17 protein-coding genes and 3 tRNA genes are annotated in these 19871 nt (G+C 53.7%); 17 read left to right on the forward strand and 3 right to left on the reverse strand.

Annotated elements, in window-relative coordinates; translation table 11 throughout:
* Nucleotides 1-29: 29 nt before the first annotated feature.
* Together asd and rsgA are read right to left on the reverse strand one after the other, a co-directional pair.
* Nucleotides 30-998 (reverse strand): archaetidylserine decarboxylase, encoded by a 969-nt coding sequence (gene asd / locus I6L74_RS10475; RefSeq protein ID WP_059179921.1) that lies wholly within the window; start codon nt 996-998, stop codon nt 30-32.
* A 97-nt stretch (nt 999-1095) separates the two neighbouring features.
* Nucleotides 1096-2148 carry a small ribosomal subunit biogenesis GTPase RsgA gene (gene rsgA, locus I6L74_RS10480; protein WP_072241920.1) on the reverse strand — a complete coding sequence of 351 codons (1053 nt, stop codon included), beginning with the start codon at nt 2146-2148 and terminating at the stop codon, nt 1096-1098.
* A 107-nt stretch (nt 2149-2255) separates the two neighbouring features.
* Between rsgA and orn the strand changes: the two genes are divergently transcribed.
* The 4 genes from orn (at nt 2256) to I6L74_RS10500 (ending at nt 3401) form a co-directional block, all read left to right on the forward strand.
* A complete protein-coding gene (orn, locus tag I6L74_RS10485) occupies nt 2256-2801 on the forward strand; it encodes an oligoribonuclease (protein ID WP_011915609.1) in 546 nt (181 codons plus the stop codon).
* Between the two features lie 198 nt (nt 2802-2999).
* Nucleotides 3000-3075 (forward strand) — tRNA-Gly (locus I6L74_RS10490).
* Between the two features lie 88 nt (nt 3076-3163).
* A tRNA-Gly gene (locus tag I6L74_RS10495) sits at nt 3164-3239 on the forward strand.
* An 86-nt stretch (nt 3240-3325) separates the two neighbouring features.
* Nucleotides 3326-3401 (forward strand) — tRNA-Gly (locus tag I6L74_RS10500).
* A 271-nt stretch (nt 3402-3672) separates the two neighbouring features.
* Here the strand turns inward: I6L74_RS10500 and queG are convergent.
* Nucleotides 3673-4812 (reverse strand): tRNA epoxyqueuosine(34) reductase QueG, encoded by a 1140-nt coding sequence (queG, locus tag I6L74_RS10505; RefSeq protein WP_059179923.1) that lies wholly within the window; start codon nt 4810-4812, stop codon nt 3673-3675.
* Here queG and nnr point away from each other — a divergent pair.
* The 13 genes from nnr (at nt 4811) to rnr (ending at nt 19820) form a co-directional block, all read left to right on the forward strand.
* The gene (nnr, locus tag I6L74_RS10510) at nt 4811-6337 is read left to right on the forward strand and encodes a bifunctional ADP-dependent NAD(P)H-hydrate dehydratase/NAD(P)H-hydrate epimerase (RefSeq protein ID WP_059179924.1); all 1527 of its coding nucleotides are present in this window, start codon (nt 4811-4813) and stop codon (nt 6335-6337) included. The two genes, queG and nnr, sit on opposite strands and share 2 nt — an antisense overlap.
* The gene (gene tsaE, locus I6L74_RS10515; RefSeq protein ID WP_059179925.1) at nt 6330-6791 is read left to right on the forward strand and encodes a tRNA (adenosine(37)-N6)-threonylcarbamoyltransferase complex ATPase subunit type 1 TsaE; all 462 of its coding nucleotides are present in this window, start codon (nt 6330-6332) and stop codon (nt 6789-6791) included. The genes nnr and tsaE overlap by 8 nt, the downstream gene beginning before the upstream one ends.
* A 16-nt stretch (nt 6792-6807) precedes the next feature.
* On the forward strand, nt 6808-8151 hold the full coding sequence (amiB, locus tag I6L74_RS10520; protein WP_059179926.1) for an N-acetylmuramoyl-L-alanine amidase AmiB: 1344 nt from the start codon (nt 6808-6810) through the stop codon (nt 8149-8151).
* A gap of 9 nt (nt 8152-8160) precedes the next feature.
* On the forward strand, nt 8161-10002 hold the full coding sequence (gene mutL / locus I6L74_RS10525) for a DNA mismatch repair endonuclease MutL (protein WP_059179927.1): 1842 nt from the start codon (nt 8161-8163) through the stop codon (nt 10000-10002).
* Nucleotides 9995-10945, forward strand: a complete 951-nt coding sequence (gene miaA / locus I6L74_RS10530) for a tRNA (adenosine(37)-N6)-dimethylallyltransferase MiaA (RefSeq protein ID WP_059179928.1) — start codon at nt 9995-9997, stop codon at nt 10943-10945. The genes mutL and miaA overlap by 8 nt, the downstream gene beginning before the upstream one ends.
* A gap of 85 nt (nt 10946-11030) precedes the next feature.
* On the forward strand, nt 11031-11342 hold the full coding sequence (gene hfq, locus I6L74_RS10535) for an RNA chaperone Hfq (RefSeq protein WP_011915616.1): 312 nt from the start codon (nt 11031-11033) through the stop codon (nt 11340-11342).
* A gap of 75 nt (nt 11343-11417) precedes the next feature.
* Nucleotides 11418-12698 (forward strand): ribosome rescue GTPase HflX, encoded by a 1281-nt coding sequence (gene hflX / locus I6L74_RS10540; RefSeq protein WP_059179929.1) that lies wholly within the window; start codon nt 11418-11420, stop codon nt 12696-12698.
* 58 nt (nt 12699-12756) lie between these two features.
* The gene (gene hflK / locus I6L74_RS10545; protein WP_059179930.1) at nt 12757-14022 is read left to right on the forward strand and encodes an FtsH protease activity modulator HflK; all 1266 of its coding nucleotides are present in this window, start codon (nt 12757-12759) and stop codon (nt 14020-14022) included.
* 2 nt (nt 14023-14024) lie between these two features.
* A complete protein-coding gene (gene hflC, locus I6L74_RS10550) occupies nt 14025-15029 on the forward strand; it encodes a protease modulator HflC (protein WP_059179931.1) in 1005 nt (334 codons plus the stop codon).
* A 72-nt stretch (nt 15030-15101) separates the two neighbouring features.
* Entirely contained in the window at nt 15102-15299 is a 198-nt protein-coding gene (locus I6L74_RS10555) for a DUF2065 domain-containing protein (RefSeq protein WP_059179932.1), read from the forward strand.
* Nucleotides 15300-15400: 101 nt separating this feature from the next.
* Nucleotides 15401-16699 (forward strand): adenylosuccinate synthase, encoded by a 1299-nt coding sequence (locus I6L74_RS10560; protein WP_059180040.1) that lies wholly within the window; start codon nt 15401-15403, stop codon nt 16697-16699.
* 191 nt (nt 16700-16890) lie between these two features.
* Nucleotides 16891-17316, forward strand: a complete 426-nt coding sequence (nsrR, locus tag I6L74_RS10565) for a nitric oxide-sensing transcriptional repressor NsrR (protein ID WP_011915622.1) — start codon at nt 16891-16893, stop codon at nt 17314-17316.
* Nucleotides 17317-17354: 38 nt separating this feature from the next.
* Nucleotides 17355-19820: a ribonuclease R gene (gene rnr, locus I6L74_RS10570; RefSeq protein ID WP_059179933.1), complete on the forward strand. Its 2466-nt coding sequence runs from the start codon at nt 17355-17357 to the stop codon at nt 19818-19820.
* Nucleotides 19821-19871: the final 51 nt, after the last annotated feature.

Below are 19871 nucleotides of genomic sequence, written 5' to 3' on the forward strand. Positions count from 1 at the left end.
CAGCGCAGCCTGAAGGGTATGCGTATGTTTTAGACTGGGTCTTTACTGTCGTCAACCAGCGGGCTGGCGTCGTGTTCAGCGTTGATCTCTTCTTCTGCCAGCGGTGCAGGTTCTGCTTCCGGCGTTACGAAGGTTTCGGTAGAGATAGCCAGCGGTTGACCAATCTTAGTCACGGACAGGCTTTTCAGCGACTCCACCAGGTTAACTTTGCCCGGTGCGAACAGGTTAATCACCGTTGAACCGAGTTTGAACCGACCCATTTCCTGGCCTTTCAGCAGAGCGACAGACCCTTCGCTTTCTCCAGCCGGCCAGGTCCAGCGTTTGATGACGCCTTCACGCGGTGGCGTAATCGTGCCAGCCCATACGGTTTCGATGCTGCCCACAATCGTCGCACCTACCAGAATCTGGGCCATCGGACCGAATTCAGTATCAAACAGGCAGATGACGCGCTCGTTACGGGCGAACAGGTTCGGTACATTTTGCGCGGTCAGATGATTGACGGAGAACAGGTCGCCCGGCACATAGATCATCTCGCGCAGGATGCCGTTGCATGGCATATGTACGCGGTGATAGTCACGCGGTGACAAGTAAGTGGTCACAAACGAGCCGTTACGGAACAGATCCGCCATCAGATAGTTTCCTGCCAGCAGGGCTTCCATGCTGTAGTCATGGCCTTTGGCCTGCAGGATTTTATCTTCTTCAATCTTGCCGAGCTGACTGATAACGCCGTCAGCCGGCATCACCAGCACGTTGGGATCGGTATTCAGCGGGCGAACTTCATCACGCAGTGGGCGCACGAAAAAATCGTTAAAGGAGCGATAGCTGGCAGTATCCGGCTTCTGCGCTTCTTTCATATCGACCTTGTAGTATTTAACGAACAGATCGATAACCAGCTTCGTTAACCAACCCGCTCGTTTGCTCGCGCCCCAACCCGCCAGGCGGGTGAGCCATAGTTTCGGCAGAATGTATTGAAGCGAAAGTTTAAATGAGTTTAACAAGGTAGCCTCCAGGCCATTGTTTTGTCGTTCCTGATCCGGCTTAACGCAGCCGGAACCTGAAAAAAGGGGACGATTTTAGCGACGCTTAGCTTAGTTGTCAGTTATCAGAATCAGAAAAGTTTTTACGTGTTTTTACCTGATCCATGCTTTCGAGAATGTGGTGATAGTTGTAAAAGCGTGTCTCCGCAATTTTGCCGTCTTCAACTGCCTGACGAATGGCGCAGCCAGGGTCATTGTCGTGTTTGCAGTCGCGGTATTTGCAAGCGCCTAAATATTCATGGAATTCGACAAATCCGTTGAAGATTTGTTCCGGTTCAAGATGCCACAGACCAAACTCACGTACGCCGGGGGAGTCGATCACATCGCCGCCGTGCGGGAAATGATACAGGCGAGAAGCCGTGGTGGTGTGCTGGCCCAGACCCGAGTTGTCCGAAACATCGTTAGTGAGGATCTCTTCCTGTAACCCCAGCAGGTTGTTCAGCAGGCTGGATTTACCCACGCCAGACTGACCCGCAAAAATGCTGATACGATCTGTCAGCGCTTCTTCAAGCGGCTTCAGGCCATCTTTCTTATGGCTCGACACCATCAGCACGCGATAGCCAATCTTACGGTAGATATCCATCTGCTCATTCACAAAACGCATGCCTTCGTCGTCGAGCAGATCGATTTTGTTAAGAACAATCAATGGCTCGACTTCAAGCGTTTCGCAGGCAACAAGATAGCGGTCGATAATATTGAGTGAAAGTTCGGGTAAGATCGCAGAAACAATCACGATCTGATTGATGTTGGCGGCGATAGGTTTAACACCGTCGTAAAAATCAGGACGATTAAGCACCGATGTGCGCTCATGAACCGCTTCTACGATTCCTTTTACTCGGACGCCTTCAGCGGCTGCTTTTCCAGGTCGCCAAACGACGCGGTCGCCGGTCACCAGCGATCGGATGGTGCGGCGGATGTTGCAGCGGTGAACGCCACCGTCGGCGGCTTCTACGTCAGCATGCATGCCGAAACGGCTAATGACCATGCCTTCAGTGGGCTCGCCAAACAGATTGTCGTCGTAATCGGGTTTCTCCGAAGTGGTTTTAAGACGGCGTTCATGGTTGGCATTTACGCGGCGCTGTTGCCCTTTGGAGAGTTTATTTTTACTCAATCGTGCTGGCTCCTGGTCGCCCATAACGGGCAAAACCTCTATGATACACACTAATTAATACTAGTTAACCAGCTACAGCCGGTTATGCGAGAAGGGTGGAAAATAACATGAGCGCAGATGAAAACAACCTGATTTGGATCGATCTGGAAATGACCGGCCTTGATCCCGAGCGCGATCGCATCATTGAGATCGCGACGCTGGTGACCGATGCCAACCTGAATATTCTGGCTGAAGGCCCGACGATTGCGGTGCACCAGTCCGACGCGCAGCTGGCGCTGATGGATGACTGGAACGTGCGGACTCATACCGGCAGCGGGCTGGTGGAGCGAGTGAAAGCCAGCACCCAGGGCGATCGCGAAGCGGAGCTGGCAACGATTGAGTTCCTGAAACAGTGGATTCCAGCAGGCAAATCGCCGATTTGCGGTAACAGCATTGGGCAAGACCGCCGCTTCCTGTTTAAGTACATGCCGGAACTGGAAGCGTATTTCCACTACCGTTATCTGGACGTGAGCACGTTGAAAGAGTTGGCGCGTCGCTGGAAGCCGGAAATTTTAGACGGCTTTAAGAAGCAGGGAACGCATCAGGCGATGGACGACATTCGCGAGTCAGTGGCCGAACTGGCGTTTTACCGCGAGAATTTCATTAAGCTTTGATTTTTATGCCCGGTACGCTTGCGCGGCCGGGTATTTGCCGTTAAATTGTCCAGCTTGCCGATTAATTAATCACTTGAACGTGATTTTAAAAAAATCGCTTTCAGGGGGGTTGCAGCTAAAAGGATTTCTCGTATAATGCGCCTCCCGTAACGACAGAGAATTACGCGTTACGACAGCAGCAAAAGCAGTAGCAAATTTGCGGGAATAGCTCAGTTGGTAGAGCACGACCTTGCCAAGGTCGGGGTCGCGAGTTCGAGTCTCGTTTCCCGCTCCAAAATTTGAAAAGTGCTTTTTAAGCACGTACCAACCAATCGAAGAATTTTGAGTCGCTATAATACGGCAGCTTAAAAAACATAGATTATGCGGGAATAGCTCAGTTGGTAGAGCACGACCTTGCCAAGGTCGGGGTCGCGAGTTCGAGTCTCGTTTCCCGCTCCAAAATTTGAAAGTGCTTTTAAGCACGTACCAACCAATCAAAGAATTTTAAGTCGCTATCATACGGCAGCTTAAAAGACATAGATTAAGCGGGAATAGCTCAGTTGGTAGAGCACGACCTTGCCAAGGTCGGGGTCGCGAGTTCGAGTCTCGTTTCCCGCTCCAAATTTTTCTCCAGTCTCCAGATTATCCACAGCGAATTCCTTCGTTGGGGACATTTTCTATTGTATTTGAAATATTCTTGTAAACAGAGTTATCCACAGTTAATACCGCTTTAGCGAAACGACCAAACGCTTCGCAGGGTGAAGGGTTATTTTTTAACTGCATGAATAATATAAATAAAATTTCATTTCAAAATGTTATCCAGATCACTTGACCTGTTTGCAAAGCCTGATGGTATCTGGCTTGGTAATTTTATTCACAGGCTGTGAATATATCAGGCGTCGCGGATAAGCCCTTTTTCGATCACTCTGACCAGTCGCTGTTTCTTCGGTAATTGCACCTCGACCACGCAGGCATTTCGCTTCTCGATTTGCTGCGCAATCGCCCATTCTATGTGCTCATCGAGAAGTGGGTGCTCACCTCTGCGACTTTCCAGCGCCATAATATTCGCTTCATCCCAGGAGGCGTTTCCTAATGCAACGGCAATATTTCGCAGCCAGCGCAGATGACCAATGCGTCGAATCGCAGACCCTTCCGTTATCCGCAGGAAATAAGCTTCGTCCCAGGCGAATAACTCGATGAGCTTTGGCGCGTGCAGGGCTTTTCGTGGGCTGAAATCGTCTTCATCAGTCAGCTGCGAGTAGCGATTCCACGGGCAAATCAGCTGGCAATCATCGCAGCCGTAAATTCGGTTACCGATAAGAGGTCGAAACGCTTCCGGAATTGCGCCTTCCAGTTCGATAGTGAGATACGAGATGCAGCGACGTGCATCAACGGTGTAAGGCTCAACAATCGCACCCGTCGGGCAAATCGTCATGCAGGCCACGCAACGCCCGCAACCTTCTTCAACCGGGCCATCAACGGGCAGCGGTAAATCGATCAGCAATTCGCCGAGAAAGAAGAATGAACCCGCATCACGGCTGAGGATAAGTGAGTGCTTACCTGTCCATCCGAGGCCTGCTTTTTCGGCGATTGGGCGCTCAAGAATAGGCGCAGAGTCGACAAAGGGTCTAAAATTCAGCGAGCCACAATGCTCCTGGATGGTTTCACCGAGTTTTTTGAGTCGGTTACGCAGAAGTTTGTGGTAGTCACGCCCCAGGGCGTAACGGCTGACGTAACCCAGCGACGGATCTTTTAGCGTGCGGGCAAACGCCGCGTTGGCGGGAAGATAGTTCATGCGAACGCTGATGACGCGCAAGGTACCCGGCAATAGTTCATGAGGGCGCGCGCGCATCATACCGTGGCGCGCCATCCACTCCATTTCGCCGTGGTATTGTTTGTCCAGCCAGGCCTGCAGTTTTGGCTCGCTCGCGGAAAGATCGGTATCGGTGATACCGACTTTCTGGAAGCCAAGCTCTGCGCCCCACTGTTTAATGTTTTGCGCTAACTGATTGAGATCGAGGGGCTGTGACATGACGGACCATACAATGAAGAAAATCCCCATCAGTATACCACATTCCATTTGGCCTGCGGATGACCTCCGTCGCGCTGAAAAAGAGGCCGCAGACAGCCTGGGTATCACGCTGTATGAACTGATGCTCCGTGCCGGCGAGGCGGCGTTTTCCGTGGCGCGAGAGACATGTCCCGGGGCACAACATTGGCTGATTCTGTGCGGGCACGGCAACAACGGCGGCGATGGTTATGTGGTCGCGCGTCTGGCCGTTGCCGCTGGTCTGCGCGTCACGCTGCTGGCCATCGAAAGTGAAAAACCGCTGCCGGAAGAGGCGAGCGAAGCTCGTGAGGCGTGGCTGAATGCGGGTGGGGAGATTCATGCCGCCGATATCATCTGGCCAGAAGGGATTGATCTGATTGTTGATGGGTTGCTGGGGACGGGGCTCCGGCAGGCTCCGCGCGAAACAATCGCAACGCTCATCGATAAAGCGAATGCCCATCCGGCTCCTGTCATTGCGCTGGATATTCCGTCGGGTCTGATTGCCCAGACGGGCGCGACGCCGGGTGCGGTGATTCATGCTACGAATACGGTTACGTTTATTGCGCTCAAGCCTGGATTACTGACCGGCAAAGCCCGCGATGTGGTCGGAAAACTTCATCATCATGCCCTGGGGCTTGAAAGCTGGCTTGCCGGCCAAGAACCGCCCATCGCTCGCCTGGATGCGAATCAGCTTGAGGCGTGGCTACCGCCGCGCCGTCCTACGTCGAACAAGGGCGATCACGGCAAGCTGGTGATTATTGGCGGCGATCACGGCACCGCGGGTGCGATTCGTATGACCGGAGAGGCCGCGCTGCGTGCGGGAGCCGGCCTGGTCCGAGTGCTAACGCGCATCGAAAATATCCCTCCCATTATTACCGCTCGCCCTGAACTGATGGCTCATGAACTGACGCCAGAATCTCTTGATGCGAGCCTGGAGTGGGCCGATGTGGTGGTCATTGGCCCTGGACTGGGACAACAAGCGTGGGGCAAGAAAGCGCTACAAAAGGTCGAGAATTGTCGTAAACCGATGCTGTGGGATGCCGACGCGCTTAACCTTCTGGCAATCAATCCTGATAAACGTCACAATCGCATCCTGACGCCACACCCCGGCGAGGCCGCGCGGCTGCTTAGCTGCAGCGTCGCAGAAATTGAAAACGATCGCTTACTTTCTGCGCAGCGTCTGGTAAAACGTTACGGAGGTGTTGCAGTTTTAAAAGGGGCGGGCACGATTGTGGCCTGTGAGTCCGGCGCGCTCAGCATTATTGACGCGGGCAATGCGGGAATGGCGAGTGGCGGAATGGGCGATGTGCTCTCCGGTATTATCGGCGCATTGCTGGGACAACAATTCACTCCTTATGAAGCAGCCAGCGTAGGCTGCGTGGTCCACGGGGCGGCAGCAGATAAGCTCGCTGCTCGCTACGGAACGCGCGGTATGCTGGCCACCGATCTTTTTGACACGCTACGGCGTGTTGTTAACCCAGATGTGATTGACGTAGAAAATGACTAATCGAGTGATGGCTTTACCCGACGAGCAGGCAACTTTGGATCTTGGCAAGCGCCTGGCGCAGGCCTGTGAGGGCGCGACCGTCATTTATTTGTACGGTGATTTGGGGGCGGGTAAAACAACGTTTAGCCGGGGGTTTTTACAGGCCCTGGGCCACAAAGGGAACGTGAAAAGCCCGACTTACACGCTCGTTGAACCCTATACCCTCGACAATCTGATGGTGTACCACTTCGATCTTTACCGTCTTGCGGACCCTGAGGAGCTGGAATTTATGGGGATCCGTGACTATTTTGCCAACGATGCCATTTGCCTGGTGGAGTGGCCGCAACAAGGTGCGGGTGTGTTGCCTGACCCGGATGTCGAAATTCACTTAGATTACCAGGCTCAAGGGCGTGAGGCACGCATCAGTGCAGTTTCCTCATCAGGTAATTCCTTGCTGGCGCGTTTAGCTGGCTGAACTCAGGGATAACGGGATGATTAATCGCGTTAAAGGTTGGTTGTTAGCTGCAACGGTGCTGCTGTGCGCGCAGGCCGGAGCCGCAAGTTTATCGGATATTCAGGTCTCCAACGGTGATTCGCAGGCGCGGATCACCTTCAGTTTTATGGGCGATCCAGATTATGCGTTTTCACAGGTTGATAAGCGCAGCGTTGCGCTGGATATTAAACAAACTGGCGTGATTCAAGGCCTGCCGCTGCAATTTAGCGGTAATAACCTGGTCAAAAGTATTCGTTCCGGCACGGCAAAAGATGCTCAGTCTTTACGCCTGGTGGTCGATCTTACCCAAAACGGTAAAACCCGCGCCGTGAAGCAGCAAAACGGTGCGAATTATACCGTGGTCTTTACGATCAATGCTGATGTTCCGCCGCCTCCACCGCCACCGCCTGTCGTGGCGAAACGCGTTGAAGCGCCGATTGTTGCACCGCGTCCGTCTGAACCTGCGCGTAATCCGTTTAAAGCGGAAAACGATCGCATAACCAGCGTCACCAGCAGCAATACGGTCACGCGCCCTGCGGCTCGCGCTCGTCCTGCCACGAATACCAACGGTGAGAAAGTGATTATCGCCATTGATGCGGGGCACGGCGGGCAAGATCCTGGCGCAATTGGCCCGAGTGGGACGCGTGAGAAAAATGTCACCATCGCGATTGCGCGCAAACTGCGTGAACTCTTGAATGATGACCCGATGTTTAAAGGCGTAATGACCCGCGATGGCGATTACTTTATCTCCGTCATGGGGCGTTCTGACGTTGCACGCAAGCAAAACGCTAACTTCCTGGTGTCAATTCATGCGGATGCTGCGCCAAATCGCAGCGCGACCGGCGCGTCCGTTTGGGTGTTGTCGAATCGCCGCGCGAACAGCGAGATGGCGAACTGGCTGGAAGAGCATGAGAAACAGTCTGAACTGTTGGGTGGCGCAGGGGATGTGCTGGCAAACAGTCAGTCCGACCCGTATCTCAGCCAGGCGGTGCTGGATTTACAATTCGGTCATTCCCAGCGCGTCGGGTATGATGTGGCCACTAACGTGATAAGCCAGTTGCAGCGTGTGGGCGCAATCCACAAACGCCGTCCAGAGCATGCCAGCCTTGGCGTGTTGCGTTCGCCGGATATCCCATCGATTCTGGTCGAAACCGGTTTTATCAGTAATAACGGCGAAGAGCGCCTGCTGGCGAGCGACAGTTACCAGCAGGAAATCGCCGATGCTATTTACAACGGTCTGCGCAATTACTTTGCGTCACATCCGTTACAGTCAGCGCCGCCAGGGGGCGGGGGACAAACTGCCAGTGCAGCCCTCCCCGGTGAGATGAGCGCGACCCACTAAGGAGAAGTCATGCCGATTCAGGTTCTGCCGCCGCAGCTTGCGAACCAAATCGCCGCCGGTGAGGTGGTGGAGCGTCCTGCATCGGTTGTGAAGGAACTCGTCGAAAACAGTCTTGATGCGGGCGCGACCCGCATCGATATCGACATCGAACGCGGCGGCGCAAAGCTTATCCGCATTCGTGACAACGGCTGCGGTATCAAAAAAGACGAACTGGCGCTGGCGCTGGCACGTCATGCCACCAGTAAAATTGCCTCGCTTGACGATCTGGAAGCCATTATTAGCCTCGGTTTTCGCGGCGAGGCGTTGGCCAGTATCAGTTCTGTATCCCGTCTAACGCTCACTTCCCGCACGGCTGAACAGCAGGAAGCCTGGCAGGCTTACGCCGAAGGGCGTGACATGGACGTGACGGTCAAACCCGCTGCCCACCCGGTGGGCACGACGCTGGAGGTGTTGGATCTGTTTTACAACACCCCCGCGCGCCGCAAATTCATGCGCACCGAAAAAACCGAATTCAACCACATTGACGAGATTATTCGCCGCATCGCGCTGGCCCGTTTTGACGTCACGATTAACCTCAGCCATAACGGTAAGGTGATGCGCCAGTATCGCGCGGTAGCGGAGGGCGGGCAGAAAGAGCGCCGTCTGGGCGCGATCTGCGGTACGGCTTTTCTTGAACAGGCGCTGGCGATTGAGTGGCAGCATGGCGATTTAGCGATGCGCGGCTGGGTTGCCGATCCTAAAACGATGAACGCGACGCTGGCTGAGATTCAGTATTGTTATGTGAATGGCCGCATGATGCGCGATCGCCTGATAAATCACGCCATTCGCCAGGCCTGTGAAGACAAACTGGGTGCCGATCAGCAGCCCGCATTTGTGCTTTATCTTGAAATCGATCCGCATCAGGTTGATGTCAACGTGCATCCGGCCAAGCATGAAGTGCGTTTTCATCAGTCGCGACTGGTTCACGATTTTATTTATCAGGGCGTGCTGAGCGTGTTGCAGCAGCAGGCTGAACCGTCGCTACCGCTGACTGAAGATGTTGTCAGCCCACGGCCGATCCCGGAAAACCGTATTGCAGCGGGGCGCAACCAGTTTGCTGAGCCTGCGGTTGCGCGACAGCCTGAAGCGCCGCGCTATTCATCGGGCGCAAGTGCGCCGCGTCCCACTGGGGCGAATTATCCCCATGCGCCGGTTTATCAAAAACAGCAGGGTGCGCTTTACAGCAAATTACTGGATACTCCCGCAGTTGAACGTAAAGAGAATGTTGCGCAGTCGGCTCCGGCACTCGATGGGCACAGCCAGAGTTTTGGCCGCGTGCTGACCATTATTGCGCCGGACATGGCCTTACTTGAACGTGATAGCCACCTTGCGTTGCTGGCGTTACCCGTCGCGGAGCGCTGGCTGAAACAAGTGCAGCTGACGCCGGGAGCAAACGCTGCGTGCGCACAGCCGCTGTTGATTCCCGTCCGGCTTAAAGTGTCGGCAGAAGAAGTGGCGGTTTTACAGCGTGCAAAAGCGGTGTTGGTGGAAATGGGCATTGAATTTGTTGTAGAAGCACATCATGTGACCATTCGCGCGGTGCCTTTACCCTTACGCCAACAAAATTTACAAAACTTGATTCCTGAACTGATAGGCTACCTGGCGCAGCAAACAACCTTTGATGCTGCCAATACCGCGCAGTGGATTGCCCGCCATTTAGCGAGTGACCATCCTCTGTGGAGTATGGCCCAGGCCATTACCGTATTGGCGGAAGTTGAACGTCTTTGTCCACAACTGGTCAAAGCTCCGCCGGGTGGTTTATTACAACGTGTTGATTTGCATTCGGCGATGAAAGCCCTGACAGATGAGTGATGTGAGTAAGGCGAGCCTGCCTAAGGCGATTTTTTTGATGGGGCCTACGGCCTCCGGTAAAACGGCGTTAGCCATTGAGCTACGTAAAGTTTTGCCAGTAGAGTTGATTAGCGTCGATTCCGCCCTTATTTATCAAGGGATGGATGTCGGCACGGCGAAGCCAAATGCAGAAGAACTGCATGCGGCACCGCACCGGTTGCTGGATATTCTCGACCCGGCGCAGGCGTATTCCGCAGCGGATTTCCGTCGCGATGCGCTCGCTGAGATGGCCGAGATAACCGCGGCGGGACGGATACCGTTGTTGGTTGGCGGTACCATGCTTTACTTTAAGGCGCTGTTGGAGGGGTTATCACCTTTGCCATCAGCGGATCCTGAGGTAAGAGCCAAGATTGAGCAGCAGGCGGCAGAGCAGGGATGGGGCGCGTTGCATAAGCAACTGGAAGAGGTTGATCCGGTTGCCGCAGCACGGATTCATCCAAATGATCCGCAAAGGCTTTCCCGAGCACTGGAAGTTTTTTTCATTTCGGGTAAAACTTTAACGGAACTGACGCAAACGTCAGGCGAGGCTCTGCCGTATCAGGTGCATCAGTTCGCCATCGCCCCGGCGAGCCGTGAACTGCTCCATCAGCGAATTGAGCAGCGTTTTCATCAGATGTTAGCTTCAGGTTTTGAAGCAGAAGTGCGGGCGTTATTTGCTCGCGGAGATTTGCATACGGACATGCCTTCCATTCGTTGTGTCGGATATCGCCAGATGTGGTCATACATTGAAGGTGAGATCTCATACGATGAAATGGTTTACCGAGGTGTTTGCGCCACCAGACAGTTGGCGAAGCGGCAGATTACCTGGTTGCGTGGTTGGGAGGGGATTCACTGGTTAGACAGCGAAAAGCCTGAACAGTCATACAACGAAGTTTTACAGGTAGTGGGTGCTATCGCAGACTGAGTGTGTACAATTAAGTCGTACCGTGCGCAATTTTTCAGAATCGCAAGGTTCTAAGTACAAAACAAACATATAAGGAAAAGAGAGAATGGCTAAGGGGCAATCTTTACAAGATCCGTTCTTGAACGCACTGCGTCGTGAACGTGTTCCAGTTTCTATTTATTTGGTGAATGGTATTAAGCTGCAAGGTCAGATTGAATCTTTCGATCAGTTCGTGATCCTGTTGAAAAACACGGTCAGCCAGATGGTTTATAAGCACGCTATCTCTACTGTTGTTCCGTCCCGTCCAGTTTCTCATCACAGCAACAACGCTGGCGGCGGCACCGGTAGTAACTTCCATCATGGCAGCAACGCGCAGGGTTCTTCTGCTCCTGCGCAAGACAGCGACGAAACCGAATAAGGTTGCGGGCTGTTTTTCCACACGGGGAGCCAGGTCTTCTGCGTTCCCCGCTGATTTATACTGAGGATAATACGCTTGTTTGACCGTTATGATGCCGGTGAGCATGCGGTGCTGGTACACATCTATTTTACGCAAGACAAAGATAAAGAAGATCTCGAGGAGTTTGAAGCTCTGGTCTCTTCCGCTGGCGTCGAAGCAATGCAGGTGATTACCGGTAGTCGTAAAGCACCGCACCCGAAGTTTTTTGTAGGCGAAGGTAAAGCAATCGAAATTGCGGAAGCCGTAAAAGCAACCGGCGCGTCAGTCGTGCTGTTTGATCATGCGTTGTCTCCGGCTCAAGAGCGTAACCTGGAAAGTCTGTGCGAATGTCGTGTTATTGACCGTACCGGCCTGATATTAGATATTTTTGCTCAGCGTGCACGTACCCACGAGGGGAAATTGCAGGTTGAGCTGGCGCAATTGCGTCATCTGGCAACGCGCCTTGTGCGGGGCTGGACCCACCTTGAAAGACAAAAAGGCGGTATTGGTTTGCGCGGCCCGGGTGAAACCCAGCTCGAAACTGACCGTCGATTACTGCGTGGTCGTATTACCCAGATCCTCTCACGACTGGCAAGAGTCGAGAAACAGCGTGAGCAAGGACGTCGTTCGCGAACCAAAGCTGACATCCCAACGGTGTCGCTGGTGGGGTATACCAATGCCGGTAAATCCACCCTGTTTAACCAGATTACGAATGCTGAAGTCTACGCCGCAGACCAGCTGTTTGCGACGCTCGACCCTACGCTTCGCCGTATTGATGTAGCGGACGTTGGCGAAACCGTGCTGGCGGATACCGTAGGGTTTATTCGTCATTTACCCCACGATTTGGTGGCTGCGTTTAAAGCGACCTTGCAGGAGACGCGTCAGGCGACCCTGCTGCTGCATATTATCGACGCCGCCGATTTCCGCGTGCAGGAAAATATTGATGCGGTGAATACCGTACTCGAAGAGATCGAAGCGGACGAGATCCCAACGCTGTTGGTGATGAATAAAATCGATATGCTCGAAGATTTCGAGCCGCGTATCGACAGAGATGATGAGAACAAACCGATTCGGGTCTGGCTGTCTGCGCAGACCGGAATTGGCGTGCCACTGCTTTTCCAGGCTTTAACAGAACGTCTTTCCGGTGAGGTTGCTCAGCACACGCTGCGTCTACCACCACAGGAAGGCAAGCTGCGTAGCCGGTTTTATCAACTTCAGGCGATAGAAAAAGAGTGGATGGAGGATGACGGCAGCGTGGGGATGCAGGTGCGTATGCCAATCGTTGACTGGCGTCGCCTCTGTAAACAAGAACCTACGTTGATCGACTACGTAGTCTGATCAGATTAGGGTAGTCCTGAAGATATTCGCCCTTGCATAACAAATATGGAGCATATACATGGCGTGGAATCAGCCCGGTAATAACGGACAAGACCGCGACCCGTGGGGAAGCAGCAATAATCAAGGCGGCAACTCTGGGGGAAATGGCAACAAAGGTGGTCGCGAGCAGGGGCCTCCTGATCTGGACGATATCTTCCGCAAGCTAAGCAAAAAGCTTGGCGGTTTTGGTGGAAAGGGTTCCGGTTCGGGTTCCGGCGGAAATGCCCCACAGGGGCCGCGCCCGCATATTGGTGGCCGCGTAGTGAGCATTGTTGCCGCTGCCGTGGTGATCATTTGGGCTGCCAGCGGTTTCTACACCATTAAAGAAGCGGAGCGCGGTGTTGTTACTCGCTTCGGCAAGTTTAGCCATCTGGTTGAACCGGGTCTGAACTGGAAGCCAACGTTTGTCGATAACGTGACTGCGGTCAACGTAGAATCGGTTCGTGAACTGGCGGCGTCCGGCGTGATGCTGACCTCTGACGAGAACGTGGTTCGCGTCGAGATGAACGTGCAGTATCGCGTAACCGATCCACAGCATTATCTGTTTAGTGTGACCAGCGCGGACGATAGCCTGCGTCAGGCGACGGACAGTGCGCTTCGTGGTGTGATCGGTAAATACACCATGGACCGTATTCTGACTGAAGGTCGTACCGTTATTCGTAGCGATACCCAGCGCGAGCTGGAAGAGACCATTCGTCCATACAACATGGGTATCACCCTGCTGGACGTCAACTTCCAGGCTGCTCGTCCGCCGGAAGAGGTGAAAGCTGCGTTTGATGATGCGATTTCCGCACGTGAGAATGAGCAGCAGTACATCCGTGAAGCAGAAGCCTACACCAATGAAGTTCAGCCACGTGCTAACGGTCAGGCGCAGCGTATCCTCGAAGAGGCGCGTGCGTATAAGACTCAGACCGTGCTGGAAGCGCAGGGTGAAGTAGCCCGCTTTGCTAAGCTCCTGCCTGAATATAAAGCCGCTCCGGAAATTACCCGTGAACGTCTGTATATCGAAACCATGGAGAAAGTGCTGAGCCATACCCGTAAAGTGCTGGTGAATGACAGCAAAGGTGGCAACCTGATGGTTCTGCCGCTGGACCAGATGCTGAAAGGCGGTAATGCGTCCGGCGCAAAACAGGATAATAGCGGAGCCAACAATTTGCTGCGCCTGCCTCCTGCGTCCGGGAGCAACTCTAACGCCAAAAACACGTCGTCTTCAACCGATGGTGACATCATGGACCAACGTCGCGCTAACGCGCAGCGTAACGACAGCCAGCGTCAGGGGGAATAACGATGCGTAAGTCAGTTATTGCGATTATTATCATCGTGCTGGTAGTGCTTTATGCCTCAATCTTTGTAGTGAAAGAGGGCGAACGCGGTATCACCATGCGCTTCGGCAAAGTTCTGCGTGACGATGAAAACAAACCGCTGGTTTTCGAGCCGGGTCTGCACTTCAAGCTCCCGATGATCGAATCAGTGAAAATGCTCGACGCCCGTATCCAGACCATGGATAACCAGGCCGATCGTTTCGTGACCAAAGAGAAAAAAGACCTGATCGTCGATTCTTATATCAAATGGCGTATCAGCGATTTTAGCCGCTACTATCTGGCAACGGGCGGCGGTGACGTCTCTCAGGCAGAAGTGCTGCTGAAACGTAAGTTCTCTGACCGTCTGCGTTCTGAAATTGGTCGCCTGGATGTAAAAGACATCGTAACCGATTCTCGTGGTCGTCTGACGATTGAAGTCCGTGATGCGCTGAACTCCGGTTCTGCGGGTACGGAAGACGAAGTCGCAACGCCAGCAGCAGATGATGCGATTGCGAAAGCGGCTGAACGTGTTCAGACCGAGACCAACGGCAAAGCGCCGGTAATCAACCCGAACAGTATGGCGGCGTTGGGTATCGAAGTTGTCGACGTGCGAATCAAGCAGATTAACCTTCCTACCGAAGTGTCCGAAGCGATCTACAACCGTATGCGCGCTGAGCGTGAAGCGGTCGCACGTCGCCACCGTTCACAAGGTCAGGAAGAAGCTGAAAAGCTGCGCGCAACAGCCGATTATGAAGTGACGAAAACGCTGGCAGAATCTGAACGTCAGGGCCGCATCTTGCGCGGTGAAGGCGATGCAGAAGCTGCGAAACTGTTTGCGGATGCATTCAGCCAGGATCCGGATTTCTATGCCTTTATCCGTAGCCTGCGTGCGTATGAAAACAGCTTCCAGAGCAACCAGGATGTGATGGTGCTCAGCCCGGATAGCGATTTCTTCCGTTATATGAAGACGCCAGGCAACGCCACGCGATAAACTCAAATCCGTTTGAGTGATCAAACCACCGCTCTCTTCCGAGGCGGTGGTTTTCTTTTATAAGGATCCGCAATGAATTCAACCATCCTGTTGGCACTGGCGTTAGTTTTAGTGCTGGAAGGCCTTGGACCGATGCTTTATCCGCGTGCCTGGCGACGCATGATCGCCACCATGAGCCAACTGCCGGATACTATTTTGCGTCGTTTTGGAGGAGGTCTTGTGGTTGCCGGTATCGTTATCTACTACATGTTGAGGAAAACGATTGGCTGATCAAAAAGTGGTCGGATTTGCCTTATATTGCGGGCAAAAAGTGCTGTATATCTGAAAAAGCGGTGGTAGAATCCATTTTTAAGCAATCGGTGATTTTTAAAATGGGTAACAACGTTGTCGTACTGGGCACCCAATGGGGTGACGAAGGTAAAGGGAAGATCGTTGATCTTCTGACTGAACGTGCTAAATATGTTGTACGCTATCAGGGTGGCCACAACGCGGGCCATACTCTCGTAATCAACGGTGAAAAAACCGTCCTCCATCTCATTCCATCAGGTATTCTTCGCGACAATGTGACCAGCATCATCGGTAACGGTGTTGTGCTGTCTCCTGCTGCGCTGATGAAAGAGATGAAAGGCCTGGAAGACCGTGGTATCCCGGTTCGTGAGCGTCTGCTGCTCTCCGAAGCTTGCCCGCTGATCCTCGACTATCACGTGGCGCTGGACGTGGCGCGTGAAAAAGCGCGCGGCGCAAAAGCTATCGGCACCACTGGCCGTGGTATCGGCCCTGCTTATGAAGATAAAGTTGCCCGCCGTGGTCTGCGCGTTGGCGATCTGTTCGACAAAGCCACCTTCGCTGACAAACTGAAAGAAGTGATGGAATATCACAACTTCCAGCTGGTGAATTTCTATAAAGCTGACGCTGTTGACTACCAGAAAGTGCTGGATGATGTCATGGCGGTAGCGGATATCCTGACCGGTATGGTTGTGGATGTGTCCGATCTGCTGGACCAGGCGCGCAAGCGTGGCGATTTCGTCATGTTCGAAGGCGCACAAGGTACGCTGTTGGATATCGACCACGGTACCTATCCGTACGTGACCTCCTCTAACACCACCGCGGGTGGCGTGGCGACCGGCTCTGGCCTGGGCCCGCGTTACGTGGATTACGTTCTGGGTATCATCAAAGCTTACTCCACTCGCGTGGGAGCAGGTCCATTCCCGACTGAGCTGTTTGATGACATCGGCGAATTCCTGTGCAAACAAGGTAACGAGTTTGGCGCCACCACCGGTCGTCGTCGTCGTACCGGCTGGCTGGATATCGTTGCGATTCGTCGCGCAGTGCAGATCAACTCCCTGTCTGGCTTCTGCCTGACCAAGCTGGACGTGCTGGACGGCCTGAAAGAAGTGAAACTGTGTATCGGTTACCGTATGCCAGATGGCCGCGAAGTGACAACCACGCCGCTGGCTGCTGACGACTGGGAAGGCATCGAGCCAATCTACGAAACCATGCCTGGCTGGTCAGAAACCACCTTTGGCGTGAAAGAGCGTAGCGGCCTGCCGCAGGCGGCGCTGGACTACATCAAGCGTATTGAAGAACTGACTGAAGTGCCGATTGATATTATTTCTACCGGCCCTGACCGTAGTGAAACGATGATTCTGCGTGACCCGTTCGACGCATAATTTTCGTGAATCCTGGCCTGCGGAGCGATCCGTAGGCCGGATAAACGCCGTTCCATCTGGTTTTTGTCCTCTGTTTCCGCTTTTACCCCTTTCCGTTTAAATAAATTCGCCGTTAACTATCTGGCTGGTTTATCATCATTATTGAATATCTCTGCGGTTACACCGCGTTTTTCCCTTTTCCTGAGGTTGATGTGCAGTTAACGAGTTTCACCGATTACGGCTTACGTGCGCTGATTTACATGGCGTCGTTGCCACAAGGGCAGATGACCAGTATCTCTCAAGTTACAGAGGTCTACGGCGTGTCCCGTAATCATATGGTCAAAATAATCAATCAACTTAGCCGTGCGGGATACGTGACTGCCGTCCGCGGGAAAAACGGGGGAATTCGTCTCGGTAAGCCCGCACAGAGTATTCGTGTAGGGGACGTGGTGCGCGAACTGGAGCCGCTGTCTCTGGTGAATTGCAGCAGCGACTTTTGCCACATCACCCCCGCATGCCGCCTGAAACAGGCACTTTCTAAGGCTGTGCAAAGTTTCCTTATGGAACTGGATAACTACACGCTGGCCGATTTGGTTGAAGAGAATCAACCGCTGTATAAATTATTGCTGGTGGAATGAAGAAAACTTTCGCCGGAGCTGACAACGGAGGAACCGCTATGTCACATGATCCTTTCCAGGACCGCGAAGCAGAAAAGTACGCGAATCCTATCCCAAGCCGCGAGTTCATCATCGAACACTTAACAAAACGCGAAAAACCCGCCAATCGTGAAGAACTTGCCGTTGAATTAAATATAGAAGGTGAAGAGCAAATTGAAGCCCTTCGCCGCCGTCTGCGCGCTATGGAGCGTGACGGTCAGTTGGTCTTTACCCGCCGCCAGTGCTATGCACTGCCAGAACGTCTCGACCTGCTGAAAGGCGTCGTTATCGGTCACCGCGATGGTTACGGCTTCCTGCGCGTCGAAGGGCGTAAAGACGATCTGTACCTTTCCTCTGAACAGATGAAAATGTGCATCCACGGCGACCAGATTTTGGCTCAGCCACTGGGGGCCGATCGTAAAGGCCGTCGCGAAGCGCGTGTAGTGCGTGTGCTGGTGCCAAAAAACAGCCAGATTGTCGGTCGTTACTTTACCGATGCCGGTGTGGGCTTTGTGGTGCCTGACGACAGCCGTATGAGCTTCGACATCCTCATCCCACCGGAAGAGGTGATGGGCGCGCGAATGGGCTTTGTGGTAGTGGTTGAACTCACCCAACGCCCAACGCGCCGCACCAAAGCGATCGGTAAAATCGTAGAAGTGCTGGGCGATAACATGGGTACCAGCATGGCCGTTGACATGGCGCTGCGTACGCATGAAATACCTTACGTCTGGCCGCATGCGGTGGAAGAGCAGGTCAAAGACCTGAAAGAACAGGTGCCAGAAGAGGCCAAAGTCGGTCGCGTGGACTTGCGTGATTTGCCGCTGGTGACCATCGATGGCGAAGATGCGCGTGACTTCGATGACGCCGTGTTCTGCGAGAAGAAACGCGGCGGCGGCTGGCGTTTGTGGGTGGCGATTGCTGACGTCAGCTATTATGTTCGCCCTAACACGCCGCTCGATGCCGAAGCGCGCAGTCGCGGTACGTCGGTGTACTTCCCGTCGCAGGTCGTGCCGATGCTGCCAGAAGTGCTCTCCAATGGCCTGTGTTCTCTGAACCCGCAGGTTGACAGGCTGTGTATGGTCTGCGAAATGACCATCTCCACCAAAGGGCGCTTAACCGGCTACAAATTCTATGAAGCGGTGATGAGCTCTCATGCCCGTCTGACCTACACCAAGGTCTGGCATATGCTGCAGGGCGATCAGGAGTTGCGCGAGCAGTATGCGCCGCTGGTCAAACACATCGAAGAGCTGCACCATCTCTACAAAACCCTGGAGCAAGCGCGTGAAGAGCGCGGCGGGATCTCCTTTGAGAGTGAAGAAGCCAAATTCATCTTTAACGCTGAGCGCCGTATCGAACGTATCGAGCAGACCCAGCGTAACGATGCGCACAAGCTTATCGAAGAGTGCATGATTTTAGCCAACATCTCGGCGGCGCGTTTCGTTGAGAAAGCCAAAGAGCCTGCGCTGTTCCGTATCCACGATAAGCCGACGACCGAAGCCATCACCTCTTTCCGTTCAGTGCTGGCAGAGCTGGGTCTTGAGCTGCCGGGCGGTAGCAAGCCAGAGCCGCGCGATTATGCCGAACTCTTGACCGCGATCGCCGATCGTCCTGATGCAGAAATGCTGCAAACCATGCTGCTGCGTTCGATGAAACAGGCGATTTACGATCCGGAAAACCGCGGTCACTTTGGCCTGGCGCTGCAGTCATACGCGCACTTTACTTCACCGATCCGTCGTTATCCGGATCTGTCGCTGCACCGCGCCCTTAAATATCTGGTGGCGCAAGAGCAGGGGCATAAGGGCAACACCACCGAAACCGGCGGCTACCATTATTCCATGGAAGAGGTGCTGCAATTGGGTCAGCACTGTTCCATGGCGGAACGTCGCGCCGATGAAGCAACGCGTGATGTTGCTGACTGGCTGAAGTGTGACTTTATGCTGGATCAGGTGGGTAACGTCTTTAAAGGCGTGATCGCCAGCGTGACCGGTTTTGGTTTCTTCGTCCGTCTCGATGAGCTGTTCATTGATGGTCTGGTGCATGTCTCCTCGCTGGACAACGATTACTATCGTTACGACCAGGTAGGACAGCGTCTGACCGGTGAGTCCGGCGGTCAAACGTATCGTCTGGGCGATCGCGTCGAAGTGCGCGTTGAAGCCGTGAACATGGACGAACGTAAGATTGATTTCAGCCTGATTTCAAGCGAACGCGCGCCGCGTAATGTGGGTAAAACCGCGCGTGAAAGTGCGAAAAAAGGGTCTGGCGGTAAGAGCAACGGCAAACGTCGTCAGTCCGGCAAAAAGGTGAACTTCGAGCCAGACAGCGCTTTCCGGGGTGACAAAGGCAAAGCGGCACCTAAACAGCCAAAATCTCCGCAAGCCCCAAAAGCGAAAGCGGAGAAAGGCGCGAAAAAACCGTCGGCTAAAACGCAAAAAATAGCTGCTGCCACCAAAGCAAAACGCGCAGCGAAGAAAAAAATCGCTGAGTAATTTTTACCCTCATTCCCTTGGAAGCATTTCCGCCCTCTCCCTGTGGGAGAG

The sequence above is a fragment of the Lelliottia amnigena genome, from assembly GCF_019047465.1.
Taxonomy (GTDB): Bacteria; Pseudomonadota; Gammaproteobacteria; order Enterobacterales; family Enterobacteriaceae; genus Enterobacter; species Enterobacter amnigenus.